The organism is Sphingomonas sandaracina, from assembly GCF_036663695.1.
GTDB lineage: Bacteria > Pseudomonadota > Alphaproteobacteria > Sphingomonadales > Sphingomonadaceae > Sphingomonas.
In genome coordinates this window covers 1,120,900-1,135,670 of record NZ_JAXOJK010000001.1, presented here as the reverse complement: position 1 = coordinate 1,135,670, position 14,771 = coordinate 1,120,900, and the positions used below count along the sequence as shown (strand labels likewise).

Genomic DNA, 14,771 nt, shown 5'->3' with positions numbered 1-14,771 from the left:
AGGTCCCGACAATAGGGAGAACGATTTCCAGATGGCTGTCGGAATCAAGGATGTCGCACGAGCAGCAGGCGTATCCGCCGCAACGGTTTCGAGAGTGCTGAGCGGCCGCAAGGTCGACGCGGAGATGCGGACCGCGGTGGAGGCTGCCGTCATCCAGACCGGCTACCGCCCCAACATGGCGGCGCGCCGTTTACGCTCCAAGCATAATTCGACGATCGGTCTGGTCGTCGCCGATATCCGCAATCCCTTCTTCACCGCCGTCAGCCGCACGATCGAGGAGGTCGCCTATGCCAACGGGCTCAGGGTCATTCTGTGCAACACCGACGAGAACCCCGAGAAGGAGGAGATGTATCTGCAGTTGATGCAGGACGAACGCGTCACCGGCGTCATCATCGCCGCATCGCGCGAGGGCGTCGATCGCATCGCCGCGACACGCTACGACTTTCCGCTGGTGCTGATCGATCGCGCGGGCGCGGTGCGCGAGCATGACGCGGTCGTGCTGGACAACGCGGCTGCGGCGGGCATGCTGGTCGACCACCTTCATGGCCGCGGTTTCACGCGCATCGGGGCCTTTTATGGCCCGACGACGACGGGTTACGAGCGCCAGCTTGGCTACATCGCTGCGATGACCGCGCGCGGCCTCGTACCGCAGGCGCATTGCGTGGGCCCCGGGAAGGACACGGTTGCAGAAGCGATCTCGGCGATGAAGGCCGCCGGCGTTCCCCCGCCCGAAGCGATCATCGCCACCAACGGCGTGATGCTGATGGGCTTGGTGCGTGGTGTGATCGCGCATGACCTGCGCGTGCCCGACGACATCACGCTGGTCGGCTTCGATAACGAACCCTGGACCGAGATTTTCGCCGGCGGCATGACCGTGGTCGAACAGCCGGTCGACGAAATCGGCCGCCAGGCCATGACCATGCTGCTCGATCGGCTGCAACACCCCGACGCATCGGCGCGCAAGATGCTGTTGAGCGCACGACTGATCGCCCGCGACACGCGGCCCGCTCCTCGATAACGGCAGCGCAAGTCACAGAGCCCGGAAATCAAACGCGGGCGTCCATCGAGCCGCCAACCTTTTGACAAATTGGGTGGAGCCTTGCCCGCCGCTATCCGCAAGACACTGCCGCCCGGACATTGCAGCAAACGATAAAATCACGTACGAGATATGATATATCGTTCTATAAAAGTGATCTGTTCTGTCATCCGTCATTCCCGTCATCATTCTCGCCGGCTATCCGGGGGTGGGCAAGCGCGATCCGCGCATGTCTCGTGCGTTGGTCGTCCTCAACGAGTTCGGATCAATCGGCCGCGACCGCATGGTGATCGAAACGACCGGCGTGGCGGGACACGACGGCATGAATGCGGGTGTGGGGGGCGGACTGATCCTGGACAGGGGCTGATCGCCGCGACGATACGGCGCGACGTCGGCAACGACCGCAGCGGCCTGAATACCGCGAAAACGGGGAATGAAGTGCGCACGACGATAGGACAATCATGGATACGCGGCGCGGTCACGGTGACGGCGTTGTGCTGCGCGTCGGCGGCCGTCGCCGAGGACGTACCACCGCCAGTGCCTGACGCGGGCGCGGACATCACCGTCACGGGCTGGCGGCTTCGCCAACTCGACGTCGCCACGCCGACGGCCAGCAGGCTGGGCCTGTCGATCCGGGACACGCCTGCGACGATCGACCAGATCGGCGCCAACGAAATTCTGACACGCGGGTTTCGCACTGTCGAGGAGGCGACGGTCAGCCTGCCGGGCGTCACGTCGGGCGGTTCGCCGGGCGATCCTTCGCTTTTTTCGATGCGCGGCTTCACCGGCGAGCAGATCACGGTCCTGCACAACGGCCTGTATCTGGGGCCCGCGAACATGATCAATCGGCCCGGCAATACGTTCAACATAGCGGGCATCGACCTGCTCAAGGGTCCCGCCTCGGTCCTGTACGGGCAGGGTGCCATCGGCGGCGCGGTCAATATCGTCAGCAAGCGCCCGGACTTCGAAGCCGACAGTCTCCCGGCGCTTGCGTCCCATGCGTCATTCGACACCACTAGCGTCGGCCTTGGCGGAAATTACCGTATCGGCGACACCGTAGCCGCTCGCGCTGACATGAGTTTTCATCGTACCGACGGGTTCGTCGATCGGGCGGGTTCCAACTCGTTCAATGCGACGGGTGCGCTGTTGTTCAAACCACAGGACGCGCTGTCGATCGAATTCAGCGTCGATTATCTGAATGACAATCTGTCCACGTATTACGGCACGCCGCTGGTCCCGACGTTCTTTGCCGCCGATCCGATCGGCGGAATCCTTTCGACCGCCGATGGCGACGTGGTCGATCGCCGGACGCGCTTCACCAATTACAACGTGGCGGACAATCGCGCCCGGAGTTGGCAGGTGTGGCCCCGGCTCGTGATCGACTGGTCTGTGTCCGATCGGCTCACGCTGTCGAATACCGCTTATTATTTCCATGCCGAGCGGCAGTGGATCAACGCCGAAAACTATGTCTTCAACGCGACCACGCAGCGGATCGACCGCGATCGCTTCTTCGTATTCCACAATCAGGATCTGTTCGGCGATCAGTTCAGCCTGGTACATAAGGCAACGGTGTTCGGGCTGGCCAACAAGCTGGTCGTCGGCATCGACTACAGCCATCTCGATTTTGTCCGCAGCCGGGGCTTTCCGGATGGCGATAGCGTCGATCCGCTAAACCCGGAACCCGGACTGTTCGGTGCGATCGAAAAGCGGGTGTCGCCGACGCGGTGGGATCAGATCGCACTGTTCGGGGAGGATGCGCTCGACCTCGCGCCATCGCTGAAGTTGGTCACGGGCTTGCGTGCCGAACGACTATATCTGACGCGCGAGAATTTTGACGTCGATGGCAGCTTCAATGCCGGCTCGAGCTTCGATCGCACCTACCCGCTGTTCAACTGGCGTGCCGGCCTGGTCTACGATCTCTCGCCGAACGTCTCGGCCTACGCATCGTACAGTACCGGCAAGGATCCGGTCGGATCGAACATCTTCCTGGTCAACGCCGGCCAGAATTTCGGGTTGAGCAACTCGCGCCAGTTCGAGGGAGGGGTGAAAGCCGATCTGATCGGGGGACGGGGATCGCTGACGCTCGCCGCCTATGACATAAGGCGTGCGAACATCCTGACACAGGTCGCGACCGATACCGTCAGCAACATCGGTAGCCAGCGGTCGCGCGGGATCGAACTGTCGGGCGAAATGCGCGTCACGCGCGACTGGGCGGTCACCGCTAGCGGCGCCTATGTCACTGCAAAATACGGCAATTTCGTCGACCCTACCTACGGTATCGCCGCATCGGGCCATACTCCTCCCAACGTGCCGCGCTGGGTCGGCAACATCTGGACGACGGTGCAGCATGTCGCGGGACTGCCGTTGGAGGCGGGCGGCGGAATCAAATATGTCGGCAAGCGTTATGGCGACACCGCCAACGACCTCGTGCTGAAATCCTATGCGACCGGTATCGTCTATGCGACCTACGCACTGACCCCGCATTGGTCGCTGACCGGGCGCATCAACAATGTGTGGAACACGACGTTCGTACAGTGGGCGGACATCTATTATCCGGCGCAAGTCATGTTGGGCGAGCCCCGCCGGTTCGAGGTGAGTGCGCTTGCCCGTTTCTAGCGCGGTGGCGCGGCGCGCTCGGGTGACGAAGGCGCTCGCCTGGTTCCACCGCTGGCTCGGCATCGCAACCTGCCTGATCTTTGCGCTGTGGTTCGCAAGCGGGGCGGTCATGGTGTTCAAGCCGTTCCCATCGCTGTCGCACGCCGACCAGTTGCGGCTGGAGGCCCCGATCGACTTTGGCGCGGTGAGGGTATCGCCGCGTGCTGCGGCGGTTGCGGCGGGGCGACCGATGGCGTTGCGGTTGGTTCAGCGTGGCGGTTCGCCGGCCTACATCGTCACCACCTCGGCCGGTACGATCGCGGTCGATGCGCGATCGGGGCGCCGTCTGTCCGATCTTGGCTCCGCCGCCGCCGCCGCCGCCGCCGAGACCATGCCTGCACGGGCCGGCACGATCACGCCGACCGCGATCGCCTATGATCAGTGGGTCGTCCACAATCGCCTCGATCCGCTGCGTCCCTTCTACCGGCTCGATGTCGCCGACGGGTCGGGCACCAGCCTCTATCTTTCGGCGAAGACCGGCGAACTGGTTCAGCGCACGACGACCGCCGACCGCGGCTGGAACTGGGTCGGTTCGGTACTCCACTGGGCCTATTTCACGCCGCTGCGGTCGAGCTTCACGGCTTGGGATCGTGCGGTCTGGATCGTGTCGTTCGTGGCGTTGCTGGTCGCGATCGCGGGTACCATCCTTGGGATCGTGCGCATGATGGCGGCGCGGCGTCGGCGCAAACCCTCGCTTACCCCGTACCGCCTGCGCTGGATGCGCTGGCACCATCTGCTTGGTCTGTTCGCCGGTGCCTTCGTGCTGAGCTCGACACTTAGCGGCTGGCTGTCGATGGATCACGGGCGGCTCTTCTCGCGCGGGCAACCGACCGCCGGACAGGCGAGCCGCTATGCCGGCGTCGCGCTTGCGGATGCGTTGCCGACGACCGTACCCGCGACCATGCGCGCGGACACCAGGCAACTCGATTTCACGGCCGTCGACGGCCGCGGTCTGGTGGTTGCCTGGCAACCGGACGGATCGGTGCGGTATTACGATTCCGCTTACGCGCCGATAGCGCCCGTGACGATCCGCGAGACGATCGGCAGGGCCGCGCTCGATGCGTTTCCGGCAGCGTCGCGATTCGGGATTGCGCCGATTGATCCGACCACGACCTATGCTCTGGCCGAAGGGTGGCCCGCCACGGCCCTGCGCGTGACCTTGGCGGGCGAAGGTCTGCCGGACGTTTATGTCGACGGGGCCGACGGTCGACTGCTGACGGTAATGGACGACAGTCGCGCACGCTACACCTGGATCTATTACGCGCTCCACACCTTCAATTTTCCCGGTCTCACCACGCGCCCGCTGCTGCGCCGCATTTTGGTGCTGATACCGTTGCTGTTCGGTTTCCTGTTCAGCATCACCGGGGTCGTGCTGGGCGTCCGGCGCCTCCAGACCGTAATCCGTCCATCTGCGTAATTCCCGAGGGTCTTCTTCAGCCGCACGTTGGCCTAGCCATCAGGTTCCCTACAGCTTGCGTTCGATAGGGTGGCGCGAAATTGATCGCCGCCCGGTCAGCACGGCTCCGCAAAAGATCGAGATGCGATATGACCGAACAGGGCCAGGAGGAAGCACGAGACGGGCAGCATGCCGTCATTCTGTGCCACCCCGATCCGAGCAGCTTCGATCACGCGATCGCCGACACCTATCGCGACGCCGTTCGCGCAGCGGGCCAGACCGTCGTTCTGCGAGACCTGTACGCACTACGCTTCGATCCCGTTCTGAAGGCCGACGAACGGCCGACGCTTGGCAGTCCCGTCATATCTGCCGACGTGATGGCTGAGATCGACGTCCTTGCGGGAAGCGATGTCTTCGTCCTGATCTATCCGATCTGGTTCGGGTCGGCCCCTGCGATGATGAAGGGGTATGTCGAGCGCGTGTTCGGTGCCGGCGTCGCGCCCGAGGACGTGCTCAAGCAGGCGCACGACGATCTGCTCGGCGACAAGCGACTGTTGAGCTTTACCACGTCCGCCATGACGAATGCCTGGCTTGCGCAGGAGGGGCAGGAGCAGGGGCTCGATAGCGTGTTCGACGGCTATATCGTCCACGCCTTCGGCATGCATTCGCGCGAACATAAACGCTTCGGCCACATAACCGGCGACCTCGATCCGCGTTCGGCGGACCAGTATCTTCGACAGGTGTCGCAGCAGGCGCAGCGCACCTGTGCGCAGATCGCCTTCGGCGACGAGGCGATGATGCACGACCCGACGCTCGCAGGCCGCTTTGCCCGGTGATCCCACGGTGATCCCGTCACCGACTGCGCGGTCCGGACCTGCACACCCTTCGAAGGATATGATTATGCCGCTCACGATGCACGCGACCCCGGCGGAGACCGTCGAAAGCCCTTTGACGCCCGATATGCTCCGGCGGATGAACGGCTATTGGCGGGCTGCGAACTATCTGTCCGTCGGGCAGATCTACTTGCGCGACAATGCGATGCTCGATCGGCCTTTGACGATCGCGGACGTAAAGCCGCGGCTGCTCGGCCACTGGGGCACGACGCCGGGGTTGAACTTCCTCTACGTCCATCTGAACCGGCTGATCGTCGAGCACGACCTCGACATGATCAACATCATCGGACCCGGCCATGGCGGACCGGGACTGGTCGCGCACACCTATCTCGAAGGGTCGTACACCGAACGCTATCCCGCGATCGAGCGTAGCCACTCGGGCATGCACCGGCTCTTCCGCCAATTCTCCTGGCCCGGCGGCATTCCCAGCCATGTCGCGCCCGAGACGCCAGGGTCGATCCATGAAGGGGGCGAGCTGGGCTATTCGCTAGCGCACGCTTATGGTGCGGCGTTCGACAATCCCGACCTGCTGGTCGCCTGCGTCATCGGCGACGGCGAGGCGGAAACTGGCGCGCTGGCCGCCAGCTGGCACTCCAACAAGTTCCTGAATCCTGCGCGCGATGGTGCCGTGTTGCCGATCCTTCATCTCAACGGGTTCAAGATCGCGAACCCGACGGTTCTCGCACGTATCGACCATGACGAGCTCGACGCCTTGCTGCGGGGCTATGGTCACGATCCCTATTTCGTCGAGGGGAGCGATCCGGACGACGTCCATCAACAGCTCGCGATCGCGATGGATACGGCATTGGCGCGGATCAAGGCGATCCAGGCCGCCGCGCGGGTCGACGGCGTGACGCCCGAGCGGCCGCGCTGGCCGATGATCGTGTTCCGCACGCCCAAGGGCTGGACCGGGCCGAAGGTCGTCGATGGAAAACCGGTGGAGGGCACATGGCGGTCGCATCAAGTGCCGATCGCCGACTTTAAGGATCCGGAGCATCTGCGTCAGCTCGAGGCCTGGATGCGCAGCTACGCCCATGAGGATTTGTTCGACGAGAGTGGCAAGTTCCGCGAGGACTATGCGTCGCTTGCGCCCACCGGGCACCGGCGGATGGGATCGAACCCGCATGCCAATGGCGGCGAACTGTTGAAACCGCTGTCGCTGCCGGACTTTCACGACTTCGCGGTGTCTGTACCGGTCGCCGGGCAGGTCAAGGCGGAGGCGACGCGGGTCCTCGGGACGTACCTGCGCGAGGTCATGACGCTGAACATGCGGTCGGTGAACTTCCGACTGTTCGGGCCGGACGAGACCGCTTCCAACCGCCTGGCTGATGTCTACGACGTGTCGAGCAAGGCCTGGATGGCCGCGACGCAGGCGAACGATACCGACCTCAGCACCGATGGCCGGGTGATGGAGATACTGAGCGAGCATCTGTGCCAGGGCTGGCTGGAGGGCTATCTGCTGACCGGTCGGCACGGGCTGTTCTCGTGCTACGAAGCGTTCGTCCACATCGTCGACTCCATGGTCAACCAGCATGCCAAGTGGCTGAAAGTGACCAAGGCGATCCCGTGGCGCCGGCCGATCGCGTCGCTAAACTATCTGCTGACGTCGCATGTCTGGCGGCAGGATCATAACGGCCTGTCCCACCAGGATCCCGGCTTCATCGATCATATCACCAACAAGACCGCCAACGTCGCGCGCATCTATCTGCCGCCCGATGCGAACTGCCTGTTGTCGGTCGCCGATCACTGCCTGCGCAGCCGCGGCTATGTGAACGTCATCGTCGCCGGCAAGCAGCCCGACTGGCAGTGGCTCGGCATGGACGCCGCGGTTCGGCATTGCACGGCGGGGGCAGGGGTGTGGGCCTGGGCCGGCGACGACGAGGATCCCGACGTCGTGATGGCGTGTGCCGGGGATGTCCCGACGCTGGAAGTGCTGGCGGCAGTCACGATGCTCCGGGAGTACGTACCGGACATTCGCGTCAGGGTGGTCAACGTCGTCGACCTCATGGTCCTGCAACCGCAGTCCGAGCATCCGCACGGACTGGACGATCGCGCATTCGACGCGATGTTCACGTCGGACAGGCCGGTGATCTTTGCCTATCACGGGTATCCGGCGCTGATCCACAAGCTCACCTATGCCCGCACCAACCACGCGAACATCCACGTGCGCGGGTATAAAGAGGAGGGTACGACCACGACGCCGTTCGACATGGTCGTGCTGAACGATCTCGATCGCTACCGGCTTGCGCTGGACGCGATCGAGCGCATTCCGCGGCTGGCGGGCCGGGTGCCGGCCGAGACAGCCCGCTATTGGGCGACGATGGAACGGCACAAGCTCTACATTGCCGAACATGGCGACGACATGCCGGAGGTGCTCGACTGGCGCTGGCTGGCATGACCGGCCCCCGGGTTGCGCTGGTTCTCAACAGCGGCTCGTCGTCGCTGAAATTCGCCGCGTTCGACATCGCGGCACCGGACCTCCGCCCGCTTGTAACGGGACAGGTCGATCCGTCGGAGGGGCAGGGGGCATTTGCGGCCATCGACGCGGCGCTCGACGCGGCCGGCGCACCGCTGCCGACCGCAATCGGACACCGCATCGTCCACGGCGGCCCGCATCTCCTGCGGCATTGCCGGGTCGACGATGCGGTACGCCGTGATCTCGAACGGGCGGAGCCATTCGCACCGCTGCACGTGCCCGCAGCATTGAAACTTCTCGATGCGGCGACGGCGCGCTATCCCGGTCGAGCGCAGATCGCCTGCTTCGACACCGCTTTCCACGCAGCCATGCCGCCAGTCGCGCGGACGCTACCTCTCTCGCGTTCGCTGCGGATGGACGGCATTCATCGCTACGGCTTTCACGGGCTGTCGTGCGAGTCCATCGTCGGTCAGTTCGGTGACGACCTGCCCGCCCGGCTGGTGATCGCGCATCTGGGCAACGGGGCGAGCGTGACGGCGGTCCGCGACGGCCGCTCGATCGATACCAGCATGGGGCTGACGCCGACAGGCGGCATCGTCATGAGCACGCGTACGGGTGATATCGATCCGGGCGTCCTGATCCACCTGATCCGCACGCGCGGATGCGGCGCCGATGAACTTGAGCGGTTGATGGACAAGGAGGCCGGCATGCTCGGTATCTCGGGCGTGTCGGGGGATATGCGGGTGCTGCATCAGGCGTCACCGGACGTGGACGCCGATTTGGCGATCGCGATGTTCTGTCGGTCGGTCGCCAAACAGATCGCCGCCATGATGACGACGCTTGGTGGCGCCGATACCGTCGTCTTCACCGGCGGGATCGGCGAACATGACCCGCTCGTGCGTCGGCTGATCTGCGCAGACCTTGCCTGGACCGGTGTCCGTCTGGTCGATCCCGGCGAGACGCTGCCCTTGCTCGGAACTGCCATTACGCTTCCGTCGCTGGAGGAACGTCAGATCGCGCAGCACATGCGGGGTATTCTCGCAGGGCGCTGATCCTGCGTGCCGGCTAACGAGCAGGTGATGTATCGGCAGAGATCACCGGTTCACGACATTGAGTTGCACTGCGTTGAAAACCATCGCGGAAGATGAAAGCGTGGTCGCGGTGCCTGCACGCGCGATCCCCGAAAGGTCGCCGCGAGTCGCCATCATCCCGGCATTTTCGATCGCGACGCTCCGTCAGCCCCCGGCATTCCATCCAGACCAGCCGCGATCGATCGAGCCGGCGATGGCCATTAACAGCGTGCGGTCGCCGACCGTGCGGTGCAGTATCTTATAGCCGTGGCGCTCGGCTTCCAGGACTCTCGTACCACTCGCTTCCTCGGCGTCGAGAAGAAGCGCCTTACCGCGCCAGCCGCGGGCGCGCATCTGGCGGAGCAGATCGAGGCCGCTGATGGTTTCCATTTCGAGGTCCAGGATGATGCACGGATAGTCCCGCGCTTGCGGATCCGCGAGTATCGCCGCGCACGTCGGATAGGACCGCACGGCATAGCCCTCCGATCGCAGCAACAACTGGCGCGCGCGGCGGACGGCGGGTTCTCCATTGACCAGGGAGACCCCGATACCTCGCTGGGGAGTCTCGATATCAAGCTGCATGTAAATATCCTTGGCTTTCTCCAAGGATCGCAGGTCGGCCGCTTCAAGTCTTTACGTAGAAGACGAGGGCGACGTTGGTGTCGCAGGCTCCGTTTCGCCAAGTCCGGCGGCAAAGGCGATCCGCAGCACGTCGGACAAGCTGCGGGCGGACAGTTTCTCCATCAGATTGGCGCGGTGGACTTCGACGGTACGCGTCGCGATATCGAGTTCGTAGGCGATCAGCTTGTTGGGGCGACCGACCACCATGCCCTCCAGCACGTCGCGCTCCCGCGCCGTCAGCGCAGCCAGACGAACGATCGCCTCGGCGGCGGCGAGCTGGGTACGGTCGTTACGCCCGGCCTGCATCAGCGCTTCGTCGATCGCGGCCAGAAGCGCGGTCCGTTCGAAAGGTTTTTCCAGAAACTCGATCGCTCCTGCCTTTACGGCGCGGACCGCCAGGGTCACGTCGCCGTGGCCGGTCAGCATGACGACCGGGAGCATGATGCCTTGCGCCGAGAGCCGCGCCTGAACTTCCAGCCCGTCGATCTCGGGCATGCGGACATCGAGCAACACGCAGCCGAGCGTGCTCCGTGCCGCGTGCTTCAAGAACTGGCCGCCCGAGGCATAGACTTCGACACCGTAGCCGGCCTTGCGAAGCATGAAGCCCACCGACTGCCTGATCGCTTCGTCGTCGTCGACGATATGGACGGTGCGTGAGGTATCAGACATCATCGTCGCCCGCGAGAGGGATGCAGAAGTGGAACGCGGTCCCCGAAGTGGCACCCGCCTCCGCCCAGATCTTGCCGCCATGTGCCTCGACGATCGTGCGGCAGATGGACAGGCCCAGGCCCATCCCGTCTTCCTTGGTGGTGGCAAACGCCTCGAACAATCGATCGCGGATGGCGGGCGCGAGCCCAATCCCGGTATCGGCGACGGTGACCCGCACCCACCCCGCACGATCTGGCGCGGTCGCGATTGTCAGCTCCTTGCAGGCCGAGCAGACCATCGACTGGATCGCATTGCGGATGAGATTGACGATGACCTGCTGGATCTGGACCCTGTCGACGAGCACCCGGTCCAGACCCGCCGCAATCGTCATCGTCACCTTGACCCCGGCCTCGTGCGCGCCGAGCAATCCCAGGCTCGTCGCCTCCTCGACCAGAACATCAAGCCGCTCGACCTGAAACCCGGTGTCGCTGCCGTCGACGAACGCGCGGAGCCGCCGGATAATCAGTCCCGCCCGGAGCGATTGCGCTGCGGCCAGATCCAGCGCTTCGGCGATTTCGGCGAGCATCGCATCGTCGCTGTCGCCGATCATGGCGCGGGTGGTTTCGAGATAGGCCGCGATCGCCGTCAGCGGCTGGTTGATCTCATGGGCGAGGGTGGACGCCATCGTTCCCATCGCGCTGATCCGCGAGACATGGACCAGCTCGGACTGGAGCTCCTTCATCTTCTGCGCGGTTTCGTGGCGGTTCGTCAGGTCGCGCACGAAACCGGTGAAGATGCGCTCGCCTGCGATCGAAGCCTCGCCGACCGCGATCTCGATCGGAAAGACCTCCCCGTTTGCCCGCTGTGCCGAGGTGGCCCGAACTGTACCGATCACGTGCGGAATACCCGTCATCAGATAGGTCCGCAGGTGCTCGCCATGCTCGCCGCGCTCGGCTGCAGGCATCAACATGCCGACGTCCTGCCCGACGACCTGCGTCGCGCTGTAGCCGAACATCTGTTCGGCCGCGCGGCTGAAGGACGCTACGATACCTTGCTCGTCGATCACGACCATCGCGTCGGGAACGGTCGCGAGGATGGAGCGCAAATGCTGCTCACGGCGCACAATGGCGGCCTCGGACGCCTTCTGGTCTGTGATGTCGCGGTTGACCTTGCCAAAGCCCCGTAGCGCCCCCGTCTCGTCGCGCAGTGCGGTGATCGTGACGCCGGCAAGGAATTCCGACCCGTCCTTACGCAGTCGCCAGCTCTCTTCCTCGATCCGGCCATGCGCAGCGGCGCGAACCAGATCGCGCGCGGGCTTTCCCGCGGCGACATCGTCGGGCGTGTAGAACATCGCAAAATTGCAGCCGACGACCTCGCTTTCGGCCCAGCCCTTCATGCGTTCGGCACCACGATTCCAGATCGTGACCCGCCCTTCCGGGTCCATCATGTAGATCGCGTAGCCGGTCGCACCGTCGATCAGCAGGCCGAGCTCTTCAGCCATTATGGCGTTCCGGCGCGACGTTTCGGTCATGAGGGCAACGCGGACGTCTGAAGATCGGTTCGACAGTTCAAGACAACGACCTTTCGACGGATAAGAAGCGACAGGATCGCCAACTCGAAATGCGCCCGCCCGAAACATATGAGCGCCTCGTAACAGGTCATGATCCATCTCAGGCATATGGCGCGACCACGGATATCACGACTTGCACTAGTACCAGCAATGTCAATCCGACGCCGCCGATAAGCACCCTGCGGTTCATCGTTCTCAGCGAATGAAGGAACGCGTGAATTGCTTTGATCATGATCGATCCTCATTATCGAGGACGTCTTGGTCATAGTGGGGCTTGATCGCTATTGTGGTTTAACGCAAGCCAATCGGCATGTGCTGACTGTTAAAGATTGCCGAGAATATGTAGTTTCCGAGCCTTTCACGGCAAACGTCATCAGGCAATGGACGGTTACTCGGCTTAAACCTGAATACGCACAGGAACATTAATGTACGTCAAAGTTGGGCCGGTCGCTGATCGAGGGCAGGCGCAGGTGCAAGCCGATAACATGCCCCGGCAGGATGGTACGCCCGGACAACACCGGGAAAGCCAGATCGTCGATCGCATCGGCTGGCTGCGTGCGGCGGTGCTGGGTGCGAACGACGGGATCGTCTCCACGGCCAGCCTGATCCTCGGTGTCGCAGCGGCAGGTAGCCGGACGACCGACATCGCGATCGCTGGCACCGCCGGGCTTGTCGCCGGCGCGTTGTCGATGGCGGCCGGTGAATATGTCTCGGTCAGTGCGCAGGCCGACACCGAGAACGCCGAACTCGCGCGCGCGCGAGCGAGGCGAACTCGCGGACGATCCGGCCGGTGAACTTGCCGAGCTGGCGAACATCTATGCCGCGCGCGGCGTCGAGCCGGCAACCGCGCTCGCGGTCGCTACCCAGCTCATGGCGCGCGATGCGTTGGGGGCACACGCGCGCGACGAACTCGATCTGTCCTTTGGTACGCGTGCACGGCCCGTCCAGGCGGCATTCGCCTCGGCCGCCAGCTTCATGGTTGGCGCCGCGATGCCGCTGCTCGCGGTCTTCGTGCTGCCGGTCGCGATTCTTATCCCGGGCGTCGCCCTTGCCTCGCTCGTGTTCCTGGCAACCCTGGGGGCGTTGGGATCTTGGGCGGGCAAGGCGACGATCTTGACCGGCACCGTGCGCGTCACCTTCTGGGGAGCGTTCGCCATGGCCGCCACCGCGCTCATCGGGCGGTTGATCGGCGCGGCGGTCTGATCGGCTACGCACGCTGCTTGGGTGGAACTGCGTAGTTTCCGACGATGCTCCGTTGCGAGTCCGGTGACTAGGGTCCGCTGAAATCTCGCCGCCCGCCCGCCGGGCTCGCGTGCGCCCTTCGACACGGAACTCCAGCAGCTATGACTATATTCCTAGCGAGCAAACTCCTGAAGCGCCGGTTACTGACCGTGCTGATGACCGCTTCGCTCCTCCCCGTAGGAGTGATGGCACAGACTGCGCCGGTCGTCGCTGCCGATGGCAGGATCGAACAGTTGAAGCCCGGCGACTATCTATGGGCACCGGAGATCGCGCCGGCCGGGCCGGTCACGATTATCGTCAGCCTGAAGACGCAAAAGGCCTATGCCTACCGCAACGGTGTGGCGATCGGCGTGTCGACGGTGTCGACCGGCACGGAGTCGCATGCAACGCCGACTGGCGTGTTCACGGTGCTCCAGAAGGACGCCGACCACGTCTCCAATCTCTACAAGGATGCGGCCATGCCGTTCATGCAGCGGCTGACCTGGGGTGGGATCGCGATGCATGCGGGGAACCTGCCCGGCTATCCAGCGTCGCACGGTTGCATCCGGATGCCGCTGGCATTCGCGAAACTGCTATTCGGCCTGACCAAGACAGGCATCACCGTCGTCATCACGCAGGACGCCCTCGTTCCCGTCGTGGTCGCTGCCCCGTCGTTGCTGAAGGCAGGCCGAGGCCAACCCGCGCCGACGGACGCGTTCGTGTGGCAGCCCGCTCTGTCGCCGACCGGTCCCCTATCGATCGTCGTCAGCGGTCGCGACAAGCGAGTGGTGGTCCTGCGCAACGGCGTGGAAATCGGATCGAGCCCGATCGCACTGGAGGGACCGGTCGACCACACCTCGGCATTCACGCTTCAGTCGATCGATGCGCAGGGCGAGCATTGGCTCCGCCTGCCGCTGCCCGGCGAAACACGGCGCGGCGAACTGAGCGCCGAGGATCGCGCCAAAGGCCGGTTGCCCGAGGGTTTTCGCCGTGCTTTGGCCACGGTCCTCACCCCGGGAGCGACATTGCTGGTCACCCGCGAGACGCTGGCAAGCGCCGGAACGGGCCAGCCCGTGACGATCATAGAGGCCGAACAGCCCTGACGGTCTAGGGCACGAGGACTTCGCCATTACCCGTTCGCTTCGAGACGCCGGCGAGCCGCCCGGACGATTCGACGACCACCAGAATATCGGCGCGCTGGCTCAGGAGCCGGCGGCCTCGATCAGCGATCGGTCGTCGCAGAGC

General features: G+C 64.2%; 11 protein-coding genes and 1 pseudogene. 9 read left to right on the top strand and 3 right to left on the bottom strand.

Annotation, left to right across the window (positions count from 1 at the left end):
* Positions 1–31 precede the first annotated feature (31 nt).
* The 7 genes from U1707_RS05135 (at position 32) to U1707_RS05105 (ending at position 9,448) form a co-directional block, all read left to right on the top strand.
* The gene (locus U1707_RS05135) at positions 32–1,018 is read left to right on the top strand and encodes a LacI family DNA-binding transcriptional regulator (protein WP_332798975.1); all 987 of its coding nucleotides are present in this window, start codon (positions 32–34) and stop codon (positions 1,016–1,018) included.
* A 247-nt stretch (positions 1,019–1,265) separates the two neighbouring features.
* Positions 1,266–1,403: a hypothetical protein gene (locus tag U1707_RS05130; RefSeq protein ID WP_332798974.1), complete on the top strand. Its 138-nt coding sequence runs from the start codon at positions 1,266–1,268 to the stop codon at positions 1,401–1,403.
* Positions 1,404–1,474: 71 nt separating this feature from the next.
* A complete protein-coding gene (locus U1707_RS05125; RefSeq protein ID WP_332798973.1) occupies positions 1,475–3,652 on the top strand; it encodes a TonB-dependent receptor in 2,178 nt (725 codons plus the stop codon).
* Positions 3,639–5,108: a PepSY domain-containing protein gene (locus U1707_RS05120; protein WP_332798972.1), complete on the top strand. Its 1,470-nt coding sequence runs from the start codon at positions 3,639–3,641 to the stop codon at positions 5,106–5,108. Before U1707_RS05125 ends, U1707_RS05120 begins: the two co-directional genes overlap by 14 nt.
* Positions 5,109–5,236: 128 nt before the next feature.
* A complete protein-coding gene (locus U1707_RS05115; protein ID WP_332798971.1) occupies positions 5,237–5,923 on the top strand; it encodes an NAD(P)H-dependent oxidoreductase in 687 nt (228 codons plus the stop codon).
* A gap of 64 nt (positions 5,924–5,987) precedes the next feature.
* Complete coding sequence (locus tag U1707_RS05110) at positions 5,988–8,378, top strand: phosphoketolase family protein (protein WP_332798970.1); 2,391 nt, start codon at positions 5,988–5,990, stop codon at positions 8,376–8,378.
* Positions 8,375–9,448, top strand: coding sequence for an acetate/propionate family kinase (locus U1707_RS05105; RefSeq protein WP_332798969.1), 1,074 nt, complete (start codon positions 8,375–8,377; stop codon positions 9,446–9,448). The genes U1707_RS05110 and U1707_RS05105 overlap by 4 nt, the downstream gene beginning before the upstream one ends.
* Positions 9,449–9,631: 183 nt before the next feature.
* Here the strand turns inward: U1707_RS05105 and U1707_RS05100 are convergent, their stop codons facing one another.
* Genes U1707_RS05100 through U1707_RS05090 form a run of 3 tightly spaced genes read right to left on the bottom strand, consistent with a single transcriptional unit; the run spans position 9,632 to position 12,236 of the window.
* Entirely contained in the window at positions 9,632–10,048 is a 417-nt protein-coding gene (locus U1707_RS05100; protein WP_332798968.1) for a response regulator, read from the bottom strand.
* Between the two features lie 51 nt (positions 10,049–10,099).
* A complete protein-coding gene (locus tag U1707_RS05095) occupies positions 10,100–10,756 on the bottom strand; it encodes a response regulator transcription factor (protein ID WP_332798967.1) in 657 nt (218 codons plus the stop codon).
* Positions 10,749–12,236, bottom strand: a complete 1,488-nt coding sequence (locus U1707_RS05090; protein WP_332798966.1) for a PAS domain-containing sensor histidine kinase — start codon at positions 12,234–12,236, stop codon at positions 10,749–10,751. Before U1707_RS05090 ends, U1707_RS05095 begins: the two co-directional genes overlap by 8 nt.
* A 554-nt stretch (positions 12,237–12,790) precedes the next feature.
* On the opposite strand from U1707_RS05090, the pseudogene U1707_RS05085 reads away from it, so the two are divergent.
* A pseudogene (locus U1707_RS05085) lies at positions 12,791–13,508 on the top strand (VIT1/CCC1 transporter family protein).
* Between the two features lie 140 nt (positions 13,509–13,648).
* Positions 13,649–14,629: a L,D-transpeptidase gene (locus tag U1707_RS05080; protein WP_332798965.1), complete on the top strand. Its 981-nt coding sequence runs from the start codon at positions 13,649–13,651 to the stop codon at positions 14,627–14,629.
* Positions 14,630–14,771 lie beyond the last annotated feature (142 nt).

Bases quoted from the DNA above. Each gene is read 5' to 3' on its own strand.
- U1707_RS05135 (WP_332798975.1), top strand. From the start codon at position 32: ATGGCTGTCGGAATCAAGGATGTCGCACGAGCAGCAGGCGTATCCGCC.
- U1707_RS05130 (WP_332798974.1), top strand. From the start codon at position 1,266: ATGTCTCGTGCGTTGGTCGTCCTCAACGAGTTCGGATCAATCGGCCGC.
- U1707_RS05115 (WP_332798971.1), top strand. From the start codon at position 5,237: ATGACCGAACAGGGCCAGGAGGAAGCACGAGACGGGCAGCATGCCGTC.
- U1707_RS05110 (WP_332798970.1), top strand. From the start codon at position 5,988: ATGCCGCTCACGATGCACGCGACCCCGGCGGAGACCGTCGAAAGCCCT.
- U1707_RS05105 (WP_332798969.1), top strand. From the start codon at position 8,375: ATGACCGGCCCCCGGGTTGCGCTGGTTCTCAACAGCGGCTCGTCGTCG.
- U1707_RS05100 (WP_332798968.1), bottom strand. From the start codon at position 10,048: ATGCAGCTTGATATCGAGACTCCCCAGCGAGGTATCGGGGTCTCCCTG.
- U1707_RS05095 (WP_332798967.1), bottom strand. From the start codon at position 10,756: ATGTCTGATACCTCACGCACCGTCCATATCGTCGACGACGACGAAGCG.
- U1707_RS05090 (WP_332798966.1), bottom strand. From the start codon at position 12,236: ATGGCTGAAGAGCTCGGCCTGCTGATCGACGGTGCGACCGGCTACGCG.
- U1707_RS05080 (WP_332798965.1), top strand. From the start codon at position 13,649: ATGACTATATTCCTAGCGAGCAAACTCCTGAAGCGCCGGTTACTGACC.